At 41.9% G+C, this 24,696-nt stretch carries 18 protein-coding genes; 7 read left to right on the plus strand and 11 right to left on the minus strand.

Annotated features, from left to right (window positions below):
- Positions 1-200 precede the first annotated feature (200 nt).
- Genes guaA through asnS form a run of 5 tightly spaced genes read right to left on the minus strand, consistent with a single transcriptional unit; the run spans position 201 to position 7,461 of the window.
- Entirely contained in the window at positions 201-2,081 is a 1,881-nt protein-coding gene (guaA, locus tag HNP77_RS08700) for a glutamine-hydrolyzing GMP synthase (RefSeq protein ID WP_184652778.1), read from the minus strand.
- A gap of 9 nt (positions 2,082-2,090) precedes the next feature.
- Positions 2,091-3,692 carry a CTP synthase gene (gene pyrG, locus HNP77_RS08705; protein ID WP_184652779.1) on the minus strand — a complete coding sequence of 534 codons (1,602 nt, stop codon included), beginning with the start codon at positions 3,690-3,692 and terminating at the stop codon, positions 2,091-2,093.
- Positions 3,693-3,748: 56 nt separating this feature from the next.
- Positions 3,749-5,035 carry a YhjD/YihY/BrkB family envelope integrity protein gene (locus HNP77_RS08710; RefSeq protein ID WP_184652780.1) on the minus strand — a complete coding sequence of 429 codons (1,287 nt, stop codon included), beginning with the start codon at positions 5,033-5,035 and terminating at the stop codon, positions 3,749-3,751.
- A 40-nt stretch (positions 5,036-5,075) separates the two neighbouring features.
- The gene (locus HNP77_RS08715; RefSeq protein ID WP_184652781.1) at positions 5,076-5,954 is read right to left on the minus strand and encodes a hypothetical protein; all 879 of its coding nucleotides are present in this window, start codon (positions 5,952-5,954) and stop codon (positions 5,076-5,078) included.
- Positions 5,955-6,003: 49 nt separating this feature from the next.
- Entirely contained in the window at positions 6,004-7,461 is a 1,458-nt protein-coding gene (gene asnS, locus HNP77_RS08720; protein WP_184652782.1) for an asparagine--tRNA ligase, read from the minus strand.
- Positions 7,462-7,883: 422 nt separating this feature from the next.
- Here asnS and HNP77_RS08725 point away from each other — a divergent pair, with 422 nt between their 5' ends.
- The 4 genes from HNP77_RS08725 to HNP77_RS08740 all read left to right on the plus strand — a co-directional run bounded on the left by HNP77_RS08725 (position 7,884) and on the right by HNP77_RS08740 (position 11,566).
- A complete protein-coding gene (locus tag HNP77_RS08725; RefSeq protein ID WP_184652783.1) occupies positions 7,884-8,693 on the plus strand; it encodes a sigma-70 family RNA polymerase sigma factor in 810 nt (269 codons plus the stop codon).
- A gap of 223 nt (positions 8,694-8,916) precedes the next feature.
- The gene (locus HNP77_RS08730; RefSeq protein ID WP_184652784.1) at positions 8,917-10,062 is read left to right on the plus strand and encodes a divergent polysaccharide deacetylase family protein; all 1,146 of its coding nucleotides are present in this window, start codon (positions 8,917-8,919) and stop codon (positions 10,060-10,062) included.
- Between the two features lie 37 nt (positions 10,063-10,099).
- Positions 10,100-11,137 (plus strand): tRNA (adenosine(37)-N6)-threonylcarbamoyltransferase complex transferase subunit TsaD, encoded by a 1,038-nt coding sequence (gene tsaD / locus HNP77_RS08735; RefSeq protein ID WP_184652785.1) that lies wholly within the window; start codon positions 10,100-10,102, stop codon positions 11,135-11,137.
- A gap of 207 nt (positions 11,138-11,344) precedes the next feature.
- The gene (locus HNP77_RS08740; protein ID WP_184652786.1) at positions 11,345-11,566 is read left to right on the plus strand and encodes a tautomerase family protein; all 222 of its coding nucleotides are present in this window, start codon (positions 11,345-11,347) and stop codon (positions 11,564-11,566) included.
- A 91-nt stretch (positions 11,567-11,657) separates the two neighbouring features.
- On the opposite strand, the gene HNP77_RS08745 is transcribed toward HNP77_RS08740, so the two are convergent.
- Together HNP77_RS08745 and leuB are read right to left on the minus strand one after the other, a co-directional pair.
- Positions 11,658-13,460, minus strand: a complete 1,803-nt coding sequence (locus tag HNP77_RS08745) for a methyl-accepting chemotaxis protein (protein WP_184652787.1) — start codon at positions 13,458-13,460, stop codon at positions 11,658-11,660.
- 276 nt (positions 13,461-13,736) lie between these two features.
- A complete protein-coding gene (gene leuB / locus HNP77_RS08750; protein WP_184652788.1) occupies positions 13,737-14,831 on the minus strand; it encodes a 3-isopropylmalate dehydrogenase in 1,095 nt (364 codons plus the stop codon).
- Positions 14,832-15,032: 201 nt separating this feature from the next.
- Between leuB and HNP77_RS08755 the strand changes: the two genes are divergently transcribed.
- From HNP77_RS08755 to rnhA, 3 genes are read left to right on the plus strand one after another with little or no spacing between them, the layout of a single operon-like run.
- A complete protein-coding gene (locus tag HNP77_RS08755) occupies positions 15,033-17,771 on the plus strand; it encodes a valine--tRNA ligase (protein WP_184652789.1) in 2,739 nt (912 codons plus the stop codon).
- A gap of 49 nt (positions 17,772-17,820) precedes the next feature.
- Positions 17,821-18,417 (plus strand): nucleotidyltransferase family protein, encoded by a 597-nt coding sequence (locus HNP77_RS08760; RefSeq protein WP_184652850.1) that lies wholly within the window; start codon positions 17,821-17,823, stop codon positions 18,415-18,417.
- Positions 18,418-18,423: 6 nt separating this feature from the next.
- Positions 18,424-18,873: a ribonuclease HI gene (gene rnhA / locus HNP77_RS08765; protein ID WP_184652790.1), complete on the plus strand. Its 450-nt coding sequence runs from the start codon at positions 18,424-18,426 to the stop codon at positions 18,871-18,873.
- Between the two features lie 60 nt (positions 18,874-18,933).
- Here the strand turns inward: rnhA and HNP77_RS08770 are convergent, their stop codons facing one another.
- From HNP77_RS08770 to HNP77_RS08785, 4 genes are read right to left on the minus strand one after another with little or no spacing between them, the layout of a single operon-like run.
- The gene (locus HNP77_RS08770; protein WP_184652791.1) at positions 18,934-19,215 is read right to left on the minus strand and encodes a PG0541 family transporter-associated protein; all 282 of its coding nucleotides are present in this window, start codon (positions 19,213-19,215) and stop codon (positions 18,934-18,936) included.
- A gap of 1 nt (position 19,216) precedes the next feature.
- The gene (locus tag HNP77_RS08775) at positions 19,217-22,360 is read right to left on the minus strand and encodes an efflux RND transporter permease subunit (protein WP_184652792.1); all 3,144 of its coding nucleotides are present in this window, start codon (positions 22,358-22,360) and stop codon (positions 19,217-19,219) included.
- A 15-nt stretch (positions 22,361-22,375) separates the two neighbouring features.
- Entirely contained in the window at positions 22,376-23,347 is a 972-nt protein-coding gene (locus HNP77_RS08780) for an efflux RND transporter periplasmic adaptor subunit (RefSeq protein WP_184652793.1), read from the minus strand.
- 19 nt (positions 23,348-23,366) lie between these two features.
- Positions 23,367-24,656 carry a TolC family protein gene (locus HNP77_RS08785; protein ID WP_184652794.1) on the minus strand — a complete coding sequence of 430 codons (1,290 nt, stop codon included), beginning with the start codon at positions 24,654-24,656 and terminating at the stop codon, positions 23,367-23,369.
- Positions 24,657-24,696: the final 40 nt, after the last annotated feature.

Here is a 24,696-nt window from a genome sequence, read left to right on the forward strand (position 1 = left end):
CCTTTGGCAAACCGCACTTTCATTCCAGCGTAATTTTTGCGTTCAGCAAAAGCTTCCATGAAAGTGCTTCTTGCCTTCGGCAAACCGCACTTTCATTCCAGCGTAAATCGACCATTCAGGTCAAAGCTTTCACTTCGGAGACTTCTTGCCTTCGGCAAACTGCACTTTCATTTCAGCGTAAATCGACCATTCAGGTCGATTTACTCCCATCCGAAGGTTGCAGGGGGTTTGTTGGTCAGGTCGTAGAAGATGGCGTCGATTTTGTTTAGTTTGGACAGCTGCAGTACCATTGCTGTGAGCAGGTCGTGTGGCAGCCGGGCAAATCTTGCGGTCATTACGTCTTCTGAACATACCGGACGAAGTACAATACTGAAATGGTCTTTTTCCGTTGCATAAGGAATGTTTATCGTCAGATGCTGGAAAATCTTTGAGTACCAGTTGGCGTTATGAAGGTCATCAAGTACGATTTTGTCTGCTTCCCTCAGCTGATCCAGACGGTCTTTTGTACAGTATCCTTCCTGAATCTTAAAGTCTGAGTCCTCTACATAGGGATTCTGCCACAGTTTTATGATGCATCTGTTGATGTGCTTTGAAGAATTAGTGATTTTTACAGAAGCGGCATCGAGTTTTTCCCAGAATTTTGGAAGATGCCTGAATCCTCCGTCAAGTTTCTTAAAAGCGATGACAGCCGGGAATCTGTAAGTTCTGAAGTCTCCCTGAACACCTACAGAGCGTACCGGAAGTACTGATTTTTCAAGTTCCTTAGAGCAGTCTTCACAGAACATATCCAGTTCAATCTGATTAAGTTCCTTTTCTGCTTCCTTATATTCTTCTTTGTCTGCATCAGAGATTTTTCCGTCTGAGCAGAGTACGTTTATGCTTAAGCCCGGTCCCGGGAAGGGATGACGCATTACAAGGTCGTCGCTTAATCCCAGTTTTTTACCCATGGCACGGACTTCATCTTTGTACAGATCCTTCAGAGGTTCTATGATGAGTCCCTGTTCAATAAGCTTCTGGATTCCGTCTACACGGTTATGATGGGTTTTTATAGTCTTTGAATTCTTTGTTCCGCCGGATTCGATGATATCAGGATAGAGAGTTCCCTGAGCAAGCATCCACTTTGATTCATCAAGCTTCTGCTCTGCAACAACCTGGTCCCGTACTTTAATAAAGTTTTCACCTACAGCCATTCTCTTTTTCTGAGGGTCAGTAAGGCCTTCTACGGCTTTAAGGAAGGAATCTCCCGCATCTTTTACGATAAAGTTATTAAAACCGAAGTCTGTATAGGCTTTAGCAACGGAAGCACTTTCGTTTTTACGCATGAATCCGTTGTCAATGTGAAGTCCGAGAACCCTTTCCTGTCCCAGGGCTTTGTTCAGGAGGGCAAAGGCAACTGTAGAATCTACCCCGCCGCTAAGGAAAAGAAGTACGTTCCTGTCTTTTGCATCCTTTTTTATGGATTCGATTATGTGATTAAGAACTGTATCTTCATCCCAGTTTTTTTCCATTCCGCAGAATGAAGCAAAGTTTGCAAATATTTTGTTTCCTTCAGGGGTATCTTTTACTTCACAGTGACACTGAAGGGAAAAACGCTTCTTTTTAAGGTTCTGAAGGGCTGCATAAGGGCAGTCTTTTGTTTTTCCTATGACTTCAAATCCCTCTGCCAGAGAAAGGACACCGTCCTGATGGCTCATCCAGACCTGAGTTACAGAAGAAACGTCTTTAAAGAGAGGAGAAGCCTTGCCTGCTTCGTTAAGTTCAAGGCGGGCAAAACCGAATTCTCCTGTTTCTGCTTTGCCTACCTCTGCACCGTAGCTTTTAGCAATAAGCTGGTGTCCGTAGCAAAGCCCGAGTATAGGAACATCAAGTTCAAGAATTTTTTCATTGAACTCAGGCACTTTTTCATCATAGACCGAACTTGGTCCTCCCGAAAAAACTATTCCCTTTGCATTTTCAAATTCTTTTATGTCAGCAGAAGGAAGGGCAATCTCAGTGTAATATCCCATGGAACGCATGCGTTTTGCGATAAGATGGGCATACTGTGAGCCAAAGTCAAGGACTACGATTTTGGAACGTGCCATATTTTTCTCCTAGATTTTGTTTTTTAATGATGCTGTTATGAAATCTCTGAATAAAGGACCTGCCTTATCCGGGCGGCTCTTGAATTCAGGATGGAACTGGCCTGCAACCATCCATGGATGATCCGGAACCTCACATACTTCTACAAGATCTCTTTCCGGGTTTACTCCGGCGATTATGAGACCTGCTTTTTTAAGTTCGTCTCTGTATTTATTGTTGAATTCATAGCGGTGACGGTGACGTTCCCAGATTGTAGTTGAACCGTAGGCTTTTTCCGTAAGGGTTCCCGGTGTAACCGCACATTCAAATTTACCCAGGCGGAGGGTTCCTCCGAGAATTTTGCCGTTCTGATCAGGCATAAGGTCAATTACAGGATGTGTCGTATCAGGATTGATTTCCGTTGAATTTGCATCTGTCCAGCCTAAAACGTTGCGGGCATATTCAATTACAAGAATCTGCATGCCGAGACAGATACCCATGTAAGGAACTTTGTTTGTACGGGCATATTTTGCAGTAAGAATCATTCCTTCTATACCGCGGCTGCCGAAGCCTCCCGGAACAATGATGCCGTCTGCACCTGCAAGCTTTTCTTTTGCAGAAGCATCATCCGTTATCTTTTCTGAATCAACCCAGTCTATTTCTACTTCGCTTTCGTTGGCAATTCCTGCATGAATAAGGCTTTCAACTACGCTGAGGTAAGCATCGTGAAGCTCGACATATTTCCCGACAAGGGCAATTTTAACATGGTGCTTCGGATTTTCGAACACGTGAACCATTTCTGCCCATTTTTCAAGGTGAGTTTCCCTTCCGGTGATGCCGAGAATCTTGCATACGGCATTTCCCAGGCCTTCTTTTTCCATGTTAAGGGGAACTTCGTAAATTGATTTTGCATTCAGGTTCTGTATAACGCAGTCTGTATCAACATTGCAGAACAGGGCAAGCTTTTCTTTTGTTGCTTCCGGTATTTCTATTTCCGTACGGAGCATGAGGATGTTCGGCTGAATACCCAGCTGCTGCAGTTCCTTTACGGAATGCTGTGTAGGCTTAGTCTTGATTTCATTGGCCTTTTTCATGAAAGGAACAAGGGTAAGGTGAATGTAACAGCAGTTTTCTTCCCCAAGCTCATATTTAAGTTCGCGTATACATTCAATAAACGGAAGGCTTTCAATATCACCGGCAGTACCGCCGATTTCCGTTATGATTACGTCTGCTCCCGTTTCCTGTGTAGAAAGAAGCATGCGTCTTTTTATTTCTTCAGTTACGTTTGGAATTACCTGTACAGTTCCTCCGTGGTATTTTCCTTCACGTTCATTATTTAATACAGAAAGATAAACCCTTCCGGCTGTAGTATTTGAACTTTGAGAAAGGGTAGCATCTGTAAAACGCTCGTAGTGTCCCAGATCAAGGTCCGTTTCTGCTCCGTCATCCGTTACAAAAACTTCTCCATGCTGAATAGGATTCATTGTTCCCGGGTCAATGTTAAGATAAGGATCAAATTTCTGATTTACTACCTTTAATCCGCGGCTTTTAAGGATGAGTCCCAGACTGGCAGCGGCAATACCTTTTCCCAGCCCCGAAACAACACCGCCTGTAATGAAAATGTACTTGGTCATATATACTCCGTTTTAGCCGTAGCTTTAGATTCACCAATAATATCCGTGCATTATATTTATAAATTCCGGCTTAGTCCATAAAACTTTGAAAAGTAATTGCTGATTAATGAAAGAACTTTTCTGCTTACTTTAGGATTTCTCTCCAGAAGCGAAAAGAAGGTCTCTTCCGGAATGCGGATTACGTCAACATCTGTACAGGCTACTGCATCTTCCGTCCGTATTCCGTTCAGCATGCAGGCTTCCTCTCCAAAGAATTTGCCCCGTTCTATAAAGGAAATGTGGTTTTTTGTCTGAAGTTTGACTGTTCCCCGTACAAGGTAGTAGGCATCCGTGCTTTCTTCGTTCAGGGAATATATGTGTTCATTCTGTTTGTAGAAAATAAGGTTTTCGTTTTTTATCATCAGGTGATCCGGCCTGATAAAAAGGGCCCGTTTTATGGTTGCAAAGATTCCCGGTTCATTATGGTCCGGCAGAATATAAAGTTCGCACAGCAGCAGTGTGTCAAAAAACTGGTATACGAACAGCCACTGGGCAAAGAAGAGGAAAATTACGAAAAACATGAATACACCAAGCAGAAGCACTATTGCGTTCCCCAGGACCCCGTAAATGATGTTATAGGCGTTAAAATTGATGAATTCCAGCATTATCCTTAAAACTACAGAGAAAATGAACGTACTTGCAGCCGCCATTATCATTGTTATTAAAAACGAAGGTTTTGTACGGGAGCCTTCCCTGTAAGCCAGGACAGTCATAAAAAAAAGAATCAGGTAAGGCAGCCGGCCTAAAATAAGGTCTATGAGAAAACTTAAAAAGCGGCTGTGATTTTTAAGAAAGTTGTGTACGTCAGGAATGTCAGTTATAGTTTTTGCAGTAATTACCAGGAATGTTATGCTTGCAAGAAGGACGACGATAAGGGCTTCTCCCGCAAGAATGAAAAACTGGTTTATGACAGGGCGTTTTTTCTGTTCCTGCCCGAAGATTTTTATAAGGCTTCCGATAATTGATGCAAAGAAGCGTCTTGCCATGAGTATGATTGCGATTACGATGGCAAATTCAAAAAAAGAAACGCTGTTTACGTCCAGAAATTTGTCCATTGAAGCCTGAATGTTCTGTATGCTTTCAAAAAAAGGAATCCTGTTGAGAAAGGAAGTCAGCAGGGAAGGGGAAGCATGCATGATCCGCACCAGGACAACTACTATCATAAGTGCCAGCGGTGCAAACGAAAGAAGAAAACCGAAGGCGCAGGCTGATGCGTAAGAAAAAAGGTCATTACTGAGAAAGAATCCAAACGTCAGATATAAGGATTGAAGAAAAGTTGTTAGTGTAAACTTCCGCCTTGTCATAAAAACTCTTTTATCATGCTGCCTTTTATCAGGAATTCAGTCATGATGACTTTTTACGTCCGGAAACAAGCTTGTAATATGGAATTCCATTGTAGTCAGTAGTGTCTTCAGCCTTGTTGTTTATTGATACCATCATCTGTTTTTGAATGGTTTCAGAAACATAGGCCCTGATTGCTGTCTTTACCTGAGCCGGAGTGTTGGGATGCAGCAGGAGGATCCAGTTGATTCCGTCTACGTCAGGTTTAATGGCAAAGACTATGGCGTCTACTACGTACTGTTTAGGACCGATTCTAAGCGTCAGGTCTCTGAGGACCGTGTTTTTCTGTGCCAGGTTAATCATTTGTGCCGGAACTTTAACGCACATTCCTACGGAGCTTATGTCCAGCAGTTTCATCTGGAAAAGCTTGTCATCGGAAGTCCAGAACATCTGTGCATCCCGCTCGTTAGTGATTTTTGCCCGGACATACTGCCTCATGCCTTTTGCATTGCATTCTACGAGTATGTTTTCTATTTCTGTAGTGATTGCGTCCGTACTTTCATCAACGGTAATGATTCCGCCGGGAATATTTGCTTCTGACAGGAAGATGGAACGGTCTTCCCGACGGATTCTTTCTGAAATGATACCGACAAAGACGGACCTGAGGGTCATTTCTTTTTCAAAGGACTTAATGAAGTTGAACCATGCGTCAATTGAAAGCTGTGCATCTACATTTATAAAGCAGACAGAACTTTCATGCAGCCTCAGGACGTTTTTTGCATCCTTATAGCTGTCTATGATGTATATTTCAAATTCTTTGTCCTGCAGTCTCGGAATGACGTCCTGCCTTATTGAATATGCAGGGTTGATAAAAAAGACTTTCTTCCCAAAGATCTGTGCTCTGGCAAGGTTATTTTCGTTGTTTTTTTCATCTTCAGTCATTCCGTCTCCTTGTATCTGCCTGAATCTGTAATCCGGCAGATTAACTGCTTTAGAAATCTGCGAGTTTCGGTGCTCTTGGATAAGGAATTACGTCGCGTATGTTTTCCATTCCGGTAACATAGCGGATAAGCCTTTCAAATCCTAGTCCGAATCCTGAATGGGGAACTGTACCGAACTTACGGAGATCAAGGTACCAGTCGTAGATGGATTCATCCATGTTGCGGTCTTTGATTGCAGCAAGAAGCTTGTCGTAGTTTTCTTCGCGTTCTGAGCCGCCGATAAGTTCTCCGATTCCAGGAACAAGAACATCAACTGCTTTTACAGTCTTACCGTCTTCATTCTGCTTCATGTAGAATGATTTGATTTCTTTAGGATAATTATAAACCATAACTGGCTTTTTGAAAATTTTTTCTGTAAGGTAGCGCTCATGTTCTGTGGCAATGTCGCAGCCCCAGTAAGGCTTGAACTCGAATTTTGCTTCAGAAGCGTGCTTTTCCAGTTCTGCAATTGCATCTGTATATGAAATGCGTACAAAATCTGCGTTTGCAACTGCTTCAAGGCTCTTGATGAGTCCCGGCTGAATGCGCTTGTCGAAGAATTCAAGGTCTGCACGGCACTTTGTAAGGGCCCAGTTAAGAAGGTATTTTACGAATTCTTCCTGAATGTCCATGTCATCATTAAGGTCGAAGAAAGCCATTTCCGGTTCAATCATCCAGAATTCTGACAGGTGGCGGGGGGTATTTGAGTTTTCTGCACGGAAGGTCGGGCCGAATGTGTATACACGGCTCAGGGAAGTAGCCATTGTTTCTGCTTCCAGCTGGCCTGATACTGTAAGGCTTGCCTTTTTTCCGAAGAAATCTTTGGAATAGTCTACGATTTTGTGTGCATCTTCAATTTTCATTCCGCCTGCACCGGCTTTTACACCCAGTTCCGCAATTTTTTCAAGGGAAAGGGTTGTAACCTGGAACATTTCTCCTGCGCCTTCACAGTCTGAACAGGTGATTTCCGGGGCATTGATGTACTGGAAGCCTCTTTCCTGGAAGAAGGAATGAACTGCAAAAGCCATCTGGCTCCTTACGCGGAAAACTGCACCGAAGGTATTGGTGCGTGCGCGCAGGTGTGCATTGTCCCTGAGGTATTCCATGGACATTTTGTTTTTCTGAAGAGGATATTCTTCCGGAGGACAGGTTCCCAGGCATTCAAGGTGCTGGAGTGTAATTTCTACAGCCTGACCGCTTGCCGGACTGGGAATGATGATTCCGTCTGCTTTTACCGATGCTCCGGTAGAGAGTTTCTTGAGGTTGTCTTCAATATTCTGAACGTCTGCATTTGCATCTGGAGAAGATCTGTCAAAGGTGAGCTGAATGTTTGCAAAGCAGCTACCGTCGTTCACCTGAACGAATACGAGGTTTTTTGAGTCTCTTACTGAACGGATCCATCCGTATACGCTGACTGAACGTCCGTCGGGATTAGATGTAAGTAATTCTTTTATTAAAACAGGTTTCATTATATCCATTCTATATTCTTCTTATTTAGCAGTCAAGTTTGTGCAGTTTACGCCTGACAATTGTATCGTACAGCGAGATGTTACTGTGTAAAGAAGTAGTTAAGTAAAAATAGTTAAAAATATTGCACTTTTTCTAAAAAATAGAGAATTTTTTTAGAAAAAATCTGTATGAAATTTTATACACTGTATACAAATTTATAACTATTGTTATAAAAATTTGCACACTTACCGTAAATTTACCTGAAATTTACTTTGAAGACTTAAAAAAAATCTGAAAAAAATAATTCGTTATATTATATAGAGTTAAGATAAACTTTTGAAAATTATATGTATGAATTCAGTAAAATTTTTTAGTTGGCACGGATGTTGCTATATTTATTAGTGACAGAAAATGAAACTTATCAAAAGGAGATCTTGGAACCATGAAAAATGAGATAGATTCTGCTTACCTCAGGCAGATACAGCAGTTCCCGCTGCTTACAGTTGAACAGGAAGTTGATTTGTCTAAAAAAATTCAGAAGGGGGATAAAAAAGCACTTTCTTCCCTCGTGAATTCAAATCTTCGTCTTGTTGTAAGCGTTGCCCTTAAATTCAGCAGGACTCCTGCTGACGTTATGGATTTGATACAGGAAGGAAATATGGGACTTATGGTTGCAGCCGGAAAGTACCATTTTTCTTTTAATACAAGGTTTTCTACGTATGCATATGCATGGATTGCCCAGTATATGCTGCGCTTTGTAAAATCTCGCACCCAGTTCATTTCATTGCCGGCCAGAAAGGAAGAACTTCTTCGCCGCGTAAGAGACGCACAGGCCTATTTGTATGAACTTACGGGAAACGAGCCTTCTGAAGAGGATGTTGCCGTTTATCTTGGCATGAATATTGATGAACTTAAAGCCATATTCAGCTATGCATATACGGTAGCTTCGCTGGACTGTGAAACTGGTGACGATGATTCTTCTACCCTTGTGTCGGTGATTCCGGATACTTCCTGTACTCCCGAAGAGAAACTTATGCTGGAGGAAGAAAAACGTCACCTGTATTCGCTTATGGATGCACTTCCGGTAAATGAACAGAAGGTACTTAAGTATCGTTATAACTTTGCCAACGATCTGCATTCAAAAACACTGCGCGAGATTGGAAAGATCATGGGTGTTACTCCTGAAGCTGTACGTCAGACTGAAATCCGTGCGGTAAAACATTTGAAACATGCAGTGAATGCTGCTGTTTAAGGTTTCCGGATGCGCATACATGTCCGGTAATCAATATAAGCGTGAATACTGAGTTCGAAAGACAGTTTTTACGCAGATGATGAGCAGGATGTTTTGTCAGAACATACTTGGACTCATTCATTTTCCTCCCTTTTTTTGTGTGGCCGTCCGTGTAAGTTTTGCACGGGCGGTATTTTTTTTATCCGGTGGAAATTTTATGCAAATTCCGTCACAATAGGGAAGTATGTCAGCCAGTAAGAAAAAGCCTGTAAGACGCCGTTCTCCTGCAAGAAAAACTGCGGGCAGAAAGAAGCCTAAGGTTCAGCTAAAAAATTCCAGTGTAATTGCATTATGTTCCGTACTTGCTTTTTTATGCGGACTTCTCCTTTTTATGAATTTCATGTTTGCAGGAAGGGGAAGTGATTCTGAAAAAAGACATGCTCCTGCTGTTGAGGCAGTTTCTGCAAAACCTTCAGTCTCAAAGCCGGCGGAACCGGATTCAGAAAAGGTAAAGCCTTCAGAAAAAAAAGTTTCACAACTTGAAGCTCCTGCTGTGAATTCAGATTCCGGAAATCAGGATAAAAAGAATCTTCCTTCAGAAAAAAAAGAAAGCAGTAATGTTTCAATAAAGCCTCAGGAAAGAATTGCCTCTGCAGATAACAGAAATCCGGTTGTTCAGCTTCCGGAAAAGTTTAACATTCCGAAGGCTTCTGCAAATGCAACTCTCGTTTTTATCATTGATGATGCGGGATTAAGCGTGGAAAAAACAAAAAAGTATACTTCCCTGCCGTTTCCGGTAACGATTGCTGTTCTTCCGAAACTTTCTCATTCGAAGGATTGTGCTTATTTAGTCCGTTCTTCCGGAAAGGAACTTATACTTCATCAGCCGATGCAGTCCCTGAATGTAAACCTTAATCCAGGCCCCGGAGCCATTACCGCTGACATGGGTACTTATGACATTGCCCGTACCGTAAAGGAAAACCTTGATGAAATAGGTCCAGGTGTAAAGGGAATGAATAACCATGAAGGCTCCCTTATTACTTCTGACCAGATAAAAATAGGAGCCGTTCTTGAAGTCTGTTCCGAAAGGGGAATCTATTTTTTAGACAGCCGTACTACAGCGGATACTAAAGCTCCTCAGGCTGCTCTGGAAAGGGATATGGCAATCTTTGAAAAAAATGCTCCTTATATCGACAATGTTCTTACAAGGGAAGCCATGCTTAAAGAAATTTATGGCTGTCTTGAGGTTGCCAATAAAAAAGGAACGGCTATAATGATAGGTCATGTGGATAAGTCTGCAAACATTCTTCCGGCCCTGCTTACGGAAATGTATCCGTATCTGGTTGAAAAGGGCTACAGGTTTGCCACACCTTCAATGTTGAAAAAATAAGGACTTGTGCAGTTTTACTGCATGGTCAGGAGATATTATGTTAGTATTGGGAATAGAAAGCAGCTGTGACGAAACAGCCTGTGCAATCGTAGAAGACGGAAAAAAAATCATAAGCAATGTAGTTGCTACTCAGATTCCTTTTCATCAGATTTATAAGGGAGTAGTTCCGGAAATTGCAAGCCGTAAGCATGCTGAATGGATTCTTCCGGTAGTAAGGCAGGCTCTTAATGAAGCTTCCATGAAACTTGAAGACGTGGATGCAATTGCTGCAACTAACCGTCCGGGACTCATGGGTTCCCTTCTTGTAGGCCTTACTTTTGCAAAAACTCTTGCCTGGAGCGTAAACAAGCCTTTTTATGCTGTAAACCACATGCTGGGACATATGTATGCAGCTCATCTTGAAAATGACATTCAGTATCCTTATCTGGGACTTCTGGTTTCCGGCGGACATTCAATCATAGCAAAGGTAAACGGTTTTGATGATCTTGAAATTTTAGGAACTACTATTGATGACAGTGTAGGGGAAGCTTTTGATAAGGTCAGCAAGTATTATGATCTTGGTTATCCTGGAGGCGTCATTATTGATAAGCTTGCAAAAAACGGAGATCCGAAGGCTTTTACTTTTCCTGTTCCGAAAATGGACAAGGGAGACCACCGTTATGATGTTTCTTTCAGCGGATTAAAGACGGCCGTAATTCATCAGGCAGATTTTTTCTTGAATGAAGGATATGAAAAAACTGTAGAGAATATTGCAGCTTCCTTCCAGGAGACGGCATGTAAAACTTTGGTAAGCCGCCTTCTCCGTGCAGTAAAGGATACCGGACTTACCACAGTTGTGGCCGGCGGTGGAGTAGCAGCTAATTCCCGCCTCCGTGCCATGCTTGCAGAACATTCAGAACTTAAATGTATTTTCCCTCCGTTAAAGCTTTGCGGAGATAATGGTGCGATGATTGCCGGAGTTGCCTACCATTTCTTAAAGCGGGGAGAAACTTCTCCTTTGAATACGACAGCCTGTGCCCGCATTCCTCAGTTTAAAAGAGGTCTTGCAAATCTTGAAGCTTTTGGCAGAAGATGATTATGGGAATCTCTAAAAATTGCAATTTTTAGAGATAACTCTGAAAGAGCGATGTTTTAAGTCGTGATATTACAACGACTTAAAACTCGTCGGTATTCTCTAGAAATACACATTAGTGGATTTCTAGAGAATACCCTTATATTTTAATCAGGACAGCTGCATTATAAAGCCTGCTGCTGTTCCTGAGATTTTATGACGGGGGAAAATATGCCGCACATTACAATTCAGATGTATCCCGGGAGGGATGATCAGATTAAGAAACGTCTTGCAGAAGCAATCGTAGAAACTGCTTCCAGGGAACTTGAGCGTGGAAAGGAACATTTTTCAGTGAGCATTGTTGATGTTCCTCAGGATGAATGGAAAGAAAAGGTTTATGATAAGGTATTGAAAGACAGTAATACTTTTGTTAAGCCTGGATATACAATGTAAAAAAAATACGAAAAAAATAAGGGACAGTTATTTCAAGATATAACCTGAAAATGACTGTCCCTTACTTATGTCTGTAAAGGTATCAAAGGTATCAGACCTTAAACTTTTTAACTTCAGTAATAAGCTGGTTTATGCTTGCTTTGTTTTCCATTGTAAGATCATTAACCGAAACAACAGATTTTGTAATCTGGTCAGCGCCGCTGGCCATTTCGTTCATGCCGCTGCTGATTTCCTGAGTAATGGTATTCATGTTTCTTGCTTCAGAGGTAATCTGAGAGCTTCCGTTCTGCATCTCAACTGAACTTGACTGAACTTTTTTAGTCAGGCCGTTCAGTGATTCAAGGGCATCCATTATTGTCTTACTCTGTTCAGTCTGAGACTCAATGTTTGTCCTGATGTTGTTTTCCTGAGAAGCAACTGTATTTACGCCGTTTTCTATAAGGGTGAATCTTGCAACTACATCTTCAGAATATGAGATGACTGCGGTGATGGAATCCTTGATTTTTGTAAGGACTGCAGTAATGGTATTTGTCTGGGTTGCGGAATTTTCTGCAAGCTTTCTTACTTCATCTGCTACTACGGCAAATCCCTTACCGGTTTCTCCTGCATGAGCTGCTTCTATGGCTGCATTCATGGCAAGAAGGTTTGTCTGTGTTGCAATGTCCTGAATTACTTTACTTATTTCAAGAAGTCCTTCTGATTCTTTTGCAACTTCCTGAATTGCCTCGGTAATTTTGTCCAGGGCAATCTTACCTGCCTGAGAGTTCTGTGTAAGGGTTTCTATATTCCTGCTGTTGCTTACAAGGGTTTCTGCCACGGAATCAATGTTTTCGATGAGGCTCTGAATTGATTTTGAAGATTCATTTATATTGGATGTCTGTTCACCAATAAGTTCCGTAAGGGTGTTGATGCCTCCGGAAATCTGTTCCATGGTTGAACTTGTTTCCGTAACGCTTGCAGACTGGTTAATCGTCTGGTTTTTAATGCTGCGGATGTTTTCGGAGATTTCGTTTATGGCTGCGGAAGTTTCATTCATGTTTGCAGCAAGTTCAGTTCCTACGTTTTCAAGTGTGTGGGCCTGCTGAGTTACAGAGGTAACGAGAGTGTGGATTTTATCGAAGGTCTGGTTAAAGTAGTTTGCCATGTCTCCGATTTCGTCAGAAGAATTAATGTTTATTCTTTTTGTCAGGTCTCCGTCACCTTCAGAGATATCTTTTAAGATTGCGGTAAATTTTTTTACAGGAACTGTAATGCTTCTTGTTATGAAGATGGCAATTATAATCAGTAAAAATGTAGAAACGCTGCTTACTGTTGTAGAAACTGTAAAAAGACTGTGGGAGTCTTTGTCAATGGTTCCGATGTTCTGAGTTATATTTGAAACTTCTTCTTCAACAAAGGCATTTACTTCGTCGTATATCTCTTCTGCAAAGGGATCGAATTTCTCCATGAATTCGTTTCCCTGCTCAGGTCCGTATTCAATATAGGCAGCAGCCATCTGTTTTCCAACTTCGTAAAAATTATTAAAAGACTGCAGTATGTTTTCCATTTGAGATACTTTTGCACTGTCATTTTTTGAGGAAAAGAAAGTCTTGTAGCCGTTTATGATCTGGCGGAAGGCCTGGGCGTGATCCTCTGCTTCATCGTATCCGTCGTCAAAACCTTCTGCACCTCTTGTGGCAGAAATATCCGTAAGCCACTGCTGTACCTGAATTACGTGTATCTGAAGCTCCTTTGCATTCAGGGCGTTTGGAAGTACTTCATGCTCTGTTTCGTGAGAAAGACTTCTGAAGGACATAGTGTTTATCAGTACTACTATAGAAAGAATGCTGATTACTACTATTGCGGCAGCATATCCACCGAAGATTTTAACGAAAAGTTTTGCCTTTAATTTCATTTTGAATCCTTGTTTCTGTGTGTAACTGGTGATTAACACGGATACAATATCAGTGTTAGTTTTTACCATAATATTTAATACTAATATTCTAATTCAGGAATTCTCATTTATAAAGTGAACGGTGTATAAAACTGCATAGTTTCAAGTAAGAGCGTTTTTTTTTACTATTTTGCTGTATGGAGAAAAAAAAGAACCGCATTATCACTGAAGATACTGCGGTCCTTTTATCAGTTTGCATATGGAATGCTTTTTTTCTGTCTTTTTTACTCGGGAAAATTATTTGTTCAGGTATTCAACTACAAGTTCACCCATCTTTTTTGTTCCCACAAGTTTGCCTGCAGCCTTTACTTCTGCAAGGTGGCTTCCGGCAATGTCTCCGGTGCGGTATCCTGCATCAAGAACATCGTTTACAGCCTTTTCAATAGCCTTTGCTTCTGTTTCAAGACCGAAACTGTAGCGTAAAAGCATTGCGGCACTGAGGATTGTTGCAAGAGGGTTTGCAAGGTCTTTACCTGCGATGTCTGGAGCAGAACCGTGGATAGGTTCATAAAGTCCAGGACCTGTTCCGTCACCAAGGGAAGCAGAAGCAAGCATACCGATTGAACCTGTAATCTGTGAAGCTTCATCAGAAAGAATGTCACCGAACATGTTGCTTGTTGCAATTACGTCAAACTGACGCGGGTTGCGAACCATCTGCATTGATGCGTTGTCAATGTAAAGGTATGAGAGGGTTACGTCAGGGTAATCCTTCTTTACATCCTCAGCTACACGGCGCCAGAGCTGTGATGAATTAAGGATGTTTGCCTTGTCTACGACGCAGAGTCTCTTCTGGCGTTTCTGAGCATATTCAAATCCCATGCGTACGATGCGTTCAATTTCTGGACGGGTGTATTTTTCTGTATCCCATGCAGTGTTCTGGTCTTCAGAAGTTCCTCTTTCTCCGAAGTAGATACCGCCGGTAAGTTCGCGTACGATAAGGATATCAAGTCCGTCTCCTACGATTTCATCCTTAAGAGGGCAGGCGTCTTTGAGCTGCTTCCACATAACTGCAGGACGAAGGTTTGCAAATACTTTCATTCCTCCGCGAAGTCCGAGAAGGGCTTTTTCCGGACGGAGTTCAGAAGCGAGATTATCCCATTTCGGACCGCCTACTGCACCGAGAAGGGCTGCATCGCTGTCCAGGGCAATCTTAAGCTGTTCTTCCGGAAGAGGTTTTCCAAACTGATCGATGGCAGAACCTCCTGCGATAACTTTTGTGTAATTCCATTTGTGGCCGAATTTTTTTGCAACTGAATCAAGTACGTTTACGGCTTCTGCAACAACGTCAGGACCGATTCCGTCTCCGGGAATAAGTGCAATAGTCTTTTCCATAGTCTATTTCCTCTTTATATAGTTTATTTTATTCAATCCACATTATAGTGATTTTTAATATTGCGTAAAGTAAAATAAAAGAATTGTAGTGTTGCATTTTATGCAATATTCATCTCTGTATTTTTCACGATAAATTCAGTCTGTAAGATTGAGTCAGCAAAAAAAAATTGTTATACTAACAAGAATAATCATGAGGTTAAAATGAAGGGTATTGAATTAGAAAAAGCTTATAATCCAAAAGATTTTGAAGACAGAATTTACAGGGACTGGGACTCAAAAGGATATTTCCGCCCGGCATCAGATGAGCAGTCACCTGTTCATCACACTTATCTTGATAACTCAAAAAATGCAGCGGTCTCAAAATACACTGTTGTAATTCCTCCGCCAAACGTAACCGGCGTTCTTCATATGGGACATGGTCTTAATAATACTTTGCAGGATATCGTAGTCCGCTACCACCGCATGAAGGGAGACAATACCCTCTGGATTCCTGGAACTGACCACGCCGGAATTGCTACTCAGAACGTAGTAGAGCGTGCCCTTAAAAAAGAAGGAAAATCCCGCAACGATCTTGGCCGGGAAAAGTTTATAGAACGTACATGGGAAGTTACTCATGAGCATCATGACACTATCGTAAAGCAGCAGAAAAAACTGGGTAATTCCGTAGACTGGAACCGTGAACGCTTTACTTATGATGAAGGTCTTTCAAAAGCTGTTCGTGATGTATTTGTTACCCTGTATGAACGCGGACTTATGTATAAAGGTCAGCGTCTTGTAAACTGGTGCCCGCGCTGCGGTACTGCCCTTGCTGATGATGAAGTTGACCACGTAGATACACAGGGTGCAATGTATCATCTTTATTATGAATATGCTGACGGAAGCGGAAAAATTGAAGTAGCTACAACCCGTCCTGAAACTTTTTTCGGAGATACGGCAGTTGCAGTAAACCCTTCTGATGAACGCTATACTGCTCTTGTAGGCAAAATGCTTAAGCTTCCTCTTACCGGTAAGGAAATTCCTATCATTGCAGATGAATATGTAGACAAGGAATTCGGAACCGGTATGGTAAAGATTACTCCGGCTCATGATCCTAATGACTGGGAAGTTGGTAAGCGTCATAATCTTGAAGTAATCAACCTTCTTAATCCGGATGGAACCCTTAACGAAAATGTTCCTGAAAAATACCGGGGACTTAAATGTGAACAGGCACGCAAGCTTGTAATAGAAGATCTTACAGCAGCAGGACTGTTCAAGGGTGAAGAAAAAATGGTTCACTCTGTAGGTCACTGTTACCGCTGTAAGACGGTTGTTGAACCTTATCTTTCTTACCAGTGGTTTGTAAAAATGAAGCCTCTTGCCGATAAGGCCCTTAAAGCATGGCGTGACGGAGAAATCGTATTCTATCCCCGCAAGTGGGAAAACACCTACTGCCGCTGGCTTGAAAATATCCGTGACTGGTGTATCAGCCGTCAGATCTGGTGGGGTCACAGAATTCCTGCATGGTACTGTGAATGTGGAGAAACAATCGTAAGCCGTGAAGATCCGGTCTGCTGTCCTAAATGCGGTGCCGGTGCAGATAAGCTTAAGCAGGATCCTGATGTTCTTGATACCTGGTTCTCAAGCTGGCTCTGGCCTTTCAGTACACTGGGCTGGCCTGAAACTACGGAAGACCTTAAGGCTTTCTATCCGACAACGGCTCTTGTTACTGCCTATGACATCATCTTCTTCTGGGTTGCCCGCATGATTATGGCAGGCCTGGAATTTACAGGAAAGGCTCCGTTTAAAGACATTTATATTCATGGTCTTGTACGTGATAAGCAGGGCCGCAAGATGTCAAAGTCTCTCGGTAACGGAATCGATCCTCTGGAAATTATTGACCAGTATGGTGCAGATGCTCTTAAGTTTACCCTTTCTTTCCTCTGTGCCCAGGGTCAGGATATTCTTGTAGATAATGATTCTTTCAAGATGGGATCAAAATTCTGTAATAAAATCTGGAATGCAAGCCGTTATATTCTCGGTAATCTTGAGGGCCGTACCCTTATTCCTGTAAAGGATGAAGAACTTACGGAACTTGACCGCTGGATTTATTCTGAACTTAATAAAGCTGCATCTGCTGCCCGTGAAGCTCTTGATAATTACCGCTATAACGATGCTTCAAGTGCTGTTTATGAATTCTTCTGGAATGAATTCTGTGACTGGTATGTAGAAGCAACAAAACTCAGTTTCTGGCATGGTGACGAGCATGAAAAGGACAGGGCAGTGTCTGTTCTTCTTAACATACTTGAGGAATCACTGCGCCTTATGCATCCGTTTGTTCCTTTTGTAACGGAAGAAATTTATTCAAAGCTTCCTCTTGCTCAGATTGTAGAAAACAGAAAGAAGGCTGGAAACTGCAGCGTACTCAGCAATTCTGTTTACGACGGAATGCTTATCAATGCTCCTTATCCTGAACCTGGTGCAGGCCGTGAAGATAAGAATATCTCACTTCGTTTTGATTCCCTTAAAGAAATAATCGGAAAGGTTCGTGCCCTCCGTACTGAATGTGGAATTGAACCTGCTGCAAAAATTAATGTTGCCCTTAAGATAGAAAAAGGCAGCAGTGCAGAAGTTGCCCGTGAAAAATCAGACATGATGAGTCTTCTTGCAGGACTTTCAAAAGTTGAATTTATTGATAAGACTCCTGAAAAGGCAATCGGTACTGTAGGAAGCGGATTTGAAGCCTTCCTTCTTGTTGATGAGAACATTAATAAGGATCAGCTTAAGACCCGCTTTACAAAAGAAATAGAAAAAGCTCAGAAGTCATGCCAGATGAGTCAGAATAAGCTTAACGGAAACTTTGCAAAAAATGCTCCGGCAGAAGTTGTTCAGCAGGAACGTGACCGTCTTGCAGAAAGTCAGCAGCGTATAGAAAAGCTCGAAGGTTATCTTAAGAGCCTGTAATCGCGGAAGCCTGATTTAAGGAGGACTTATGGCTAAGAAAAAGTATGAAATGGCTGTTGATAAGCCCAGCAGCATGGATACAGCCCACATGCTTCAGTTGAACAATACATACGTTGCTCCTTACATTCAGATTGCAACGAATTTAATCGGTAAGCAGAGATTTGCCGGCGGAAACATGTTCCGTCATCAGATAGATACCTTCGGAATCCTGATTGATTACGGTTACATGGATCCTGTTCTGCTTAAGGCAAGTCTTGTGCATGACGTCATAGAAGATATTCCCGGATTTGATGCATCTCTTATAGAAAAAGCTGATGCTGACGGTCCGGAAGTTCTGTCGCTGGTGAATGAAGTAACGAAAAAGCAGGGACAGCTTAAGAATGAATATCTGCGGGGAATTATTGAGAATGGAAGTTATCGGGCAAAGCTTTTAAAATGTGCTGACAGAATCAGTAACATGATAAGCCTTGGTTTTGTTACCAGTTCAGAGTTTATTGACCGCTACTGTAATGAAACTGAGTATTATATTCTTCCGATAGCAATTGAAGTTGACTATAACATGTATCAGGAAATCCTTAATCTTGTTATGACCCGCAGAAAGTATCTTGAGGATTCCGGCTATTACGATAGAAAAAAAGACGAGTAGATTTTTATGTCAGAAGAAATAGTAATTTATACAGACGGTGGCTGTCTTGGAAATCCCGGGCCGGGCGGCTGGGGGTGTGTCATTCTTGACGGTGAAAATGAAAACAGACTTTCCGGCGGAGAAGCTCAGACTACAAATAACCGTATGGAATTAAGTGCTGCAATCAATGCGCTGGATGCAGTTGTAAAAAATCCTCAGTGGGTTTCAAAAAAAATCTGTGTATATTCCGACAGTCAGTATGTAAAGAACGGAATTACTTCCTGGATAAATAACTGGAAGAAAAACGGATGGCGTACGGCTGCAAAAAAGCCTGTTCTTAATAAGGAACTGTGGCTTGCCCTTGATGAACTTTATAATCAGCTGAATATTGAATGGAAATGGGTTAAAGGTCATGCGGGTTTTAAATACAACGAAATCTGTGATCAGTTATGTAAGTCAGAAATGTCTAAGTTTTAGATTTTAAAATGCAGCAGGGAATTGCCCGTCAGGACAGTCCCCTGTTTTTTTTAGCAGTATTTATTCTGATTTAACGAAAAATACTTTTATTCCTTCATCAGGAAATTTTTCTTTTACTGCAGCAATGATTTTTTTTACCGCAGTTTTTTCTTCGTCTTCAATATAGCTTATCATTAGAAAATTTGTTTCAGGCCATGTTGCCGTTCCTAATTTATAGCTTGATTTTCCACGTCCGGTAACAAGAGGCACGGTTGTGTAAAGTATTCCCGGAATATTTTCTTCAAGTACTTCAATTATGTCATCCTGAACGGACTGGTTTGCAATTATTTCTGCCCTGTACATTTTAATCCTCCTGTGTAACTTCAGCTTCAGGCTGTTCCGTTTTTCCTTCAAGTAAAACCCTGATGTGGCTTTTCTGAGTTTTCTTTTCCTTCATGATGAGGGAATAAAGAACTGGAATAAAGAACAGAGTAACGAAAGTAGAAGAGGTAAGTCCTCCTACAACAGCAACTCCTATAGGCTGAACCATTGCGGCACTTCCGCTTGTAGCAAAACACATCGGCAGCATTCCGAGAATTGTAGTAAGGGTTGTCATAAGAACTGGACGCAGACGGCTTGCACCTGCTTCAAGACAGGCTTCCTTTTTCTTGTAGCCTCTGTCTATGAGGAGGTTTGTATAGTCAACAAGAATGATACCGTTGTTTACTACGATACCTACAAGCATGATCAGTCCTACGGCACTTACCATGGAAATAGCCTGACCTGTTATTTTGTATATTCCTACTACACCGATTACAAGGAACGGAATCGTACAGAGGTTGATGAGAGGTGCCTTAAAACTTTCGTAAGTTCCGGCCATTACTCCGAATACCAGCAGGACTGCCATAAGGATAATGCTGCCGTAAGTTTTGCTCTGGTCCTGCATGCTCTGCCAGGTTCCGTCGTAAGTAATGTTTACGTTATCAGGAATAATGAAGGTAGAAGCTATTTCTTCTTTAAGAAGGTTTTCTACTTCACGGGCATTTGCATTTGAAACAATGTCAGCACTTACAGTAACGACGCGGGTCTGGTTTTCGCGCTTGATGCTTACAGGTCCCAGGCCTTTTTTTACTTCTGCAAAGTTTGCAACGCTTACCTTGCCGTTTGTTCCCGTTACATAAATCTGTTCAAGGTCAATGACTTTCTGCTTGTCAGAATCCTGATACATGATTTTTACGGAATACTCTTTTCCGTTGTCACGGTAGGTTGTTGAAGTAACACCGTTGATGGCATAGTTGATTTCTTTTGCAACTGTAGTTACGTTGACGCCGAAGGAATAAGCTCTCTGTCTGTCGATTACAACTTCAACTTCAGGAACTCCTTCTTCCGTGTCAATACTTACTTCTCCGATGTCGCTTATGGATTCCATTACTTCACGAACCTGAGAAGCAACGGAAAGTGCATCATTGAGGGAATCAGACTTGATTTTAAGTACAAGATCGCTTCCCGTCATCTGTCTCATCATGCCCTGAGAAAAGTTGAATCTTACTCCGGCAAAATCGTTGAAGTGGGCGCGGAGTTTCTGCTGTATGGTTGCGGCTGTATCAATCTGACTGTCACTGTCCGGCAGTTTTATTTCTATGCTTCCCTTGTAGGAAGAAGAAGTGCCTCTTCCAGTACCGATGCTTGTAATGATGTTTGTATATCCTTTAATTTCATCCTTGCAGATCTGTTCAAGAGTTGTCATTACCTGTGCTGTTTCGCTTAAGGTTGTTCCTGTAGGAAGGGTTGCAGTTACTGTAACGCTGTCGTCACTTCCTGAAGGCATCATGTTGATTCTTAAAGTTGGAATGAAAGCAAATGAAACTGCAAGAACGCTTACACAGATTATGACTGTAACTGCACGATGGTTAAGGGCTGCATTGAGTGCTTTTCTGTATGCTCTTGTAACGGCATTAAGCGGAATATCCAGCAGTTCGTAGAATTTGCGAAGAGGCTTGAATTTAACAGGCTTTTCTTTTCTGTTGGACAGCGGAAGAAATTTTCCTGCAAGAACCGGAACAAGGAAGATGGCTACGAACAGTGATGAAATAAGTGCGATTACTACTGTAAAGATAATTCCCTTGAACATCTGTCCCATCATTTCCAGATCCTTAAGGAAGAACAGGAACGGTATGAATACACATATGGTTGTAAGGTTTCCGGATACGACGGACATTACCATTTCACTGGAGCCGAGTTCTGCTGCGACTTTAGGTTTTGCACCGCGGGTTCTGTAGACGTAGATGTTTTCAATCATAACGATGGAAGCATCTACAATCATTCCTACTCCGAGAATAAGTCCTGTCAGGGTCATCATGTTCAGTGTGATTCCTGCCATGCTCATGCACAGCATTGTAATTACAAGAGAAAGAGGAATGCTGATTGCAATGATGATTGTGGACTTAAAGTTTTTCAGGAAGAGGAAAAGAATTATTACGGCAAGCAGAAGTCCTTCGTAACAGCTTTCTATAAGAGTGTTGATTGTGTCCCTGATGGAATCAGTAGTGTCAGAAACAATCTCAAGAGAAACATCTGCCGGAATTGCTTCTTCTATTTCTTTCATTTTTTCATAGACTGCATTTGCAACAGTTACGCTGTTTTTTCCGGACTGTTTGCTGACGCTGATGTATACGCCCGGGAGGCTGTTGATGTAAACTTCACTGGTCTTATCTTCGTAGCCGAGTTCTGCAGTTCCGATGTCAGAAAGTTTTACGACATATCCGTTTACTTCCGTAATGATTGTATTTCTGATTTCTTCGATACTTGAAAATTCCCCTGTCGTGCGGATTGAATAGTCTGTGGTACCTTCCGTTATTTTACCGCCGCCAAGTTCAAGGTTCTGTTTTGCAAGGGCAGTGTTTACGTCTGTAATTGTAAGTCCGTATGCTGCAAGACGGTTCTGGCTCAGTTCAATTCGTACTATTTTAGAACGGCCTCCGTATACAGAAGCTTCTGCAACGCCGTCTGTCTGTTCAATAAGGTCTGTTATTGTATCTTCTGCGATGACTTTAAGATCATCAACGGAACGGTTGCCTTTTACTGCAAGACGGATTATAGGCATGCTGTCACTGTCCATCTTAAAGATGCTTGGAGAATCACAGTCATCCGGCAGGGATTTTGAAACACGGTCCAGTTTGTCCCTTACATTGTTTGTAGCAATATCAAGGTCTGTTCCGTAATTGAATTCAAGTGAAATAGTAGAAGAACCTTCCGAAGAAGTACTGGTCAAGTTCTTAAGGCCGCTTACGCTGATAAGCTGGGCTTCAAGAATTTTCGTAACTGACTTTTCTACTGACTCAGGACCTGCGTTTGTATATGTCGTGCGTACCATAAGATACGGACTGTCAACGTCAGGCATAAGGCTTATAGCAACATTTTTTATCGTAAAGATTCCGATAATTCCCAAAAGTACGAAGACAATAAGGGTAAGTACCGGATGCTGAAGTGTTTTTTTACTGATGCTCATCTGTACCTCCGGAAATTATTTATTCTGCTTCTGTCCTTCATCAGAAGTTTCTGTTTTCTTTTTATTAACGTCACGGATTTTTGCTCCGTCACTAAGAGATGTCTGTCCCTGAATTACAACGGTTTCTCCCGCTTCAACTCCGGAAGTAATCTGAACGACACCGTCTACGCTGCTGCCTAAAGTAACGGTACGTTTTTCTACGGTATCATCTTCTTTTACAACGTAAGCAAAATATTCTCCGTTATTCTGTACGAGGGAATCTGACGGCATGACTGCATAATTGCTGTAGTCCTGAGTGTAAAGCTTGACTTTTGCAAACATACCGGCATTGATTCTTGAATCTGCTTTGTCGAAAGTAAGAATGATTTCTTTAGTACGGCTTGCTGCATCAACTACAGGAGAAACATACTGTACTGTTGCCGTAAAAGTAACTCCAGGATAGGCTTCTACGGTTATGTCTGCTTTAAGTCCCGGTTTAAGTACTGCAACATATCGTTCAGGGATGCTTGCCGTAATCTGAAGGCTTGCAATGTCACCGATGACTGCTATTGCAGTTGAAGTGTTTACTGTAGTTCCGTTTTTAAGGGGAGAACTAATTATGCTTCCGTTAATAGGTGCGTAAACGGGACTTTCTTTATAGTAGGAACCGGGAGAAGTAGGGTCTATGCTTGCAATGACATCGCCTTTTTTTACAGATGTTCCGAGCATTACTTTTGTGGAAATTATTTTTCCTGCCGTATCAGGATAAACTGAAACTGAATTCTGAGCTTCAACTTCACCGTTTGCAATTACATAGTCATGAAGAGTCTGCTTTTCAAGAAGCTGGGTCTTTACGCTTATAAGGGTCTGCGCTCCTCCGCGTCCATTTCCCATGCCCATGACGCTGCCGTCAGATTTTGCGGTAGCTGCATAGGTTATAAGAATGACTGCTGCGAGAATGGTACATGCTCCGACTAAAAATGGTTTTGTTAATTTAATACCTTTCATTTTACTACTCCAGAATTATTTATTTGCCCAGGGTTCCGAATGAAACCCCTGTTGTATTTTCAAGATCAAGAACGGCACATATAAGGGTATATGCCTGAGACAGAAGGTTTACCCGTGCGGTAAAAAGACTGTCGCTTGCCGACTGCAGGCTCAGCAGATCTTTAGTTCCGTGATTGTAGGCTTCAAGAGTCATGTTATAGGTCTGCTCTGCAAGTTCAATACTGCTTTTTCTCAATTCAACCAGGGACTGGTATTCTTTAATCTGATTCAGATAGCTTTCTATGGAAACTTCAAGAGTTGTCTTCTGGTTTTCTATTTCAAGTTCCAGAGTCTTGACGCTGTCTTTTTTTGTATCAACGGCAAGGAAAGTATCAGACCATGGGAAGAGACCGTCCAGAGGAATTGTTGCACCAAAAGAAAGAGTTCCTTTTCCGGAATCCGTGAGGCTGCCGGTGTCATCAGAAGCTGCATTCATTGTGTAGGAATATCCTGCTGTAAGAACGGGAGTATATGCAGAAAGGCGTGCTGCTGTCAGTGCATTTTTTGCAGATTCCAGCTGAACTTCCAGGGATTTTAATGTCGGATTTTCTATAGTAATTCCGTCCAGAGAAATTTCTTTAAGGCTGAGGATTTCATTTAAATCTCCAATAAGTTTTATTTCTGTATCCTGAGGAAGGGCAAGCATCTGCTTGAAAGCTGCCGTGTCATTTTTCCAGGTTGTGCGGGCGCTCTCAAGACTGAACTGTGCATTCTGCCATGTAACCTGTGCGCTTAAAACGTCCAGCTGGCTTAAAGAGCCCCTGTTGTATTTTGTACGGTTGGATTCATACTGGCTTTTTGCCGTAGCTTCATTTTTTTCCTGAAGGGCTATGTTTTCCTGTTCGTTAAGGAGAGCCCAGAAGGCTTTTCTTACGGAAAGTTCTATCGTGCGGCGTGCTGTTTCGTAAGAAATTTTCGATGACTTGTAATTAAGGGAAGCTGCCTTTACGGAAGTTGCCAGATTTGCTGACAGTGAAAGGTTTAATTTTCCTGTAATCGTAATTGTTCCTGCGTCAGAAACTGCATTCTCTTCTTCCGGCAGTGTCTGACTGTAGGAGGCAGATACGTTTGCGGTCGGACTGATTGAATTCCATGACCAGCGGTTGTTTCGTTCTGCCTGCTCAAGTTCAATCTGGTTCTGTTTAATTGTAAGGTTTCCATCTAAGGCATATTTTACTGAATCTTCTATGGTAAGTTTCAGTTCTTCTGAATATGCAGCGGAAACTGCTGACATAACTATTAGTGCTGTAACTGAAAAAAGTTTTCTCATATCAATTCCTTCTCATTTCTTAAACCGGTTTCAATAATAA

It is taken from the genome of Treponema rectale, from assembly GCF_014202035.1.
GTDB lineage: Bacteria > Spirochaetota > Spirochaetia > Treponematales > Treponemataceae > Treponema_D > Treponema_D rectale.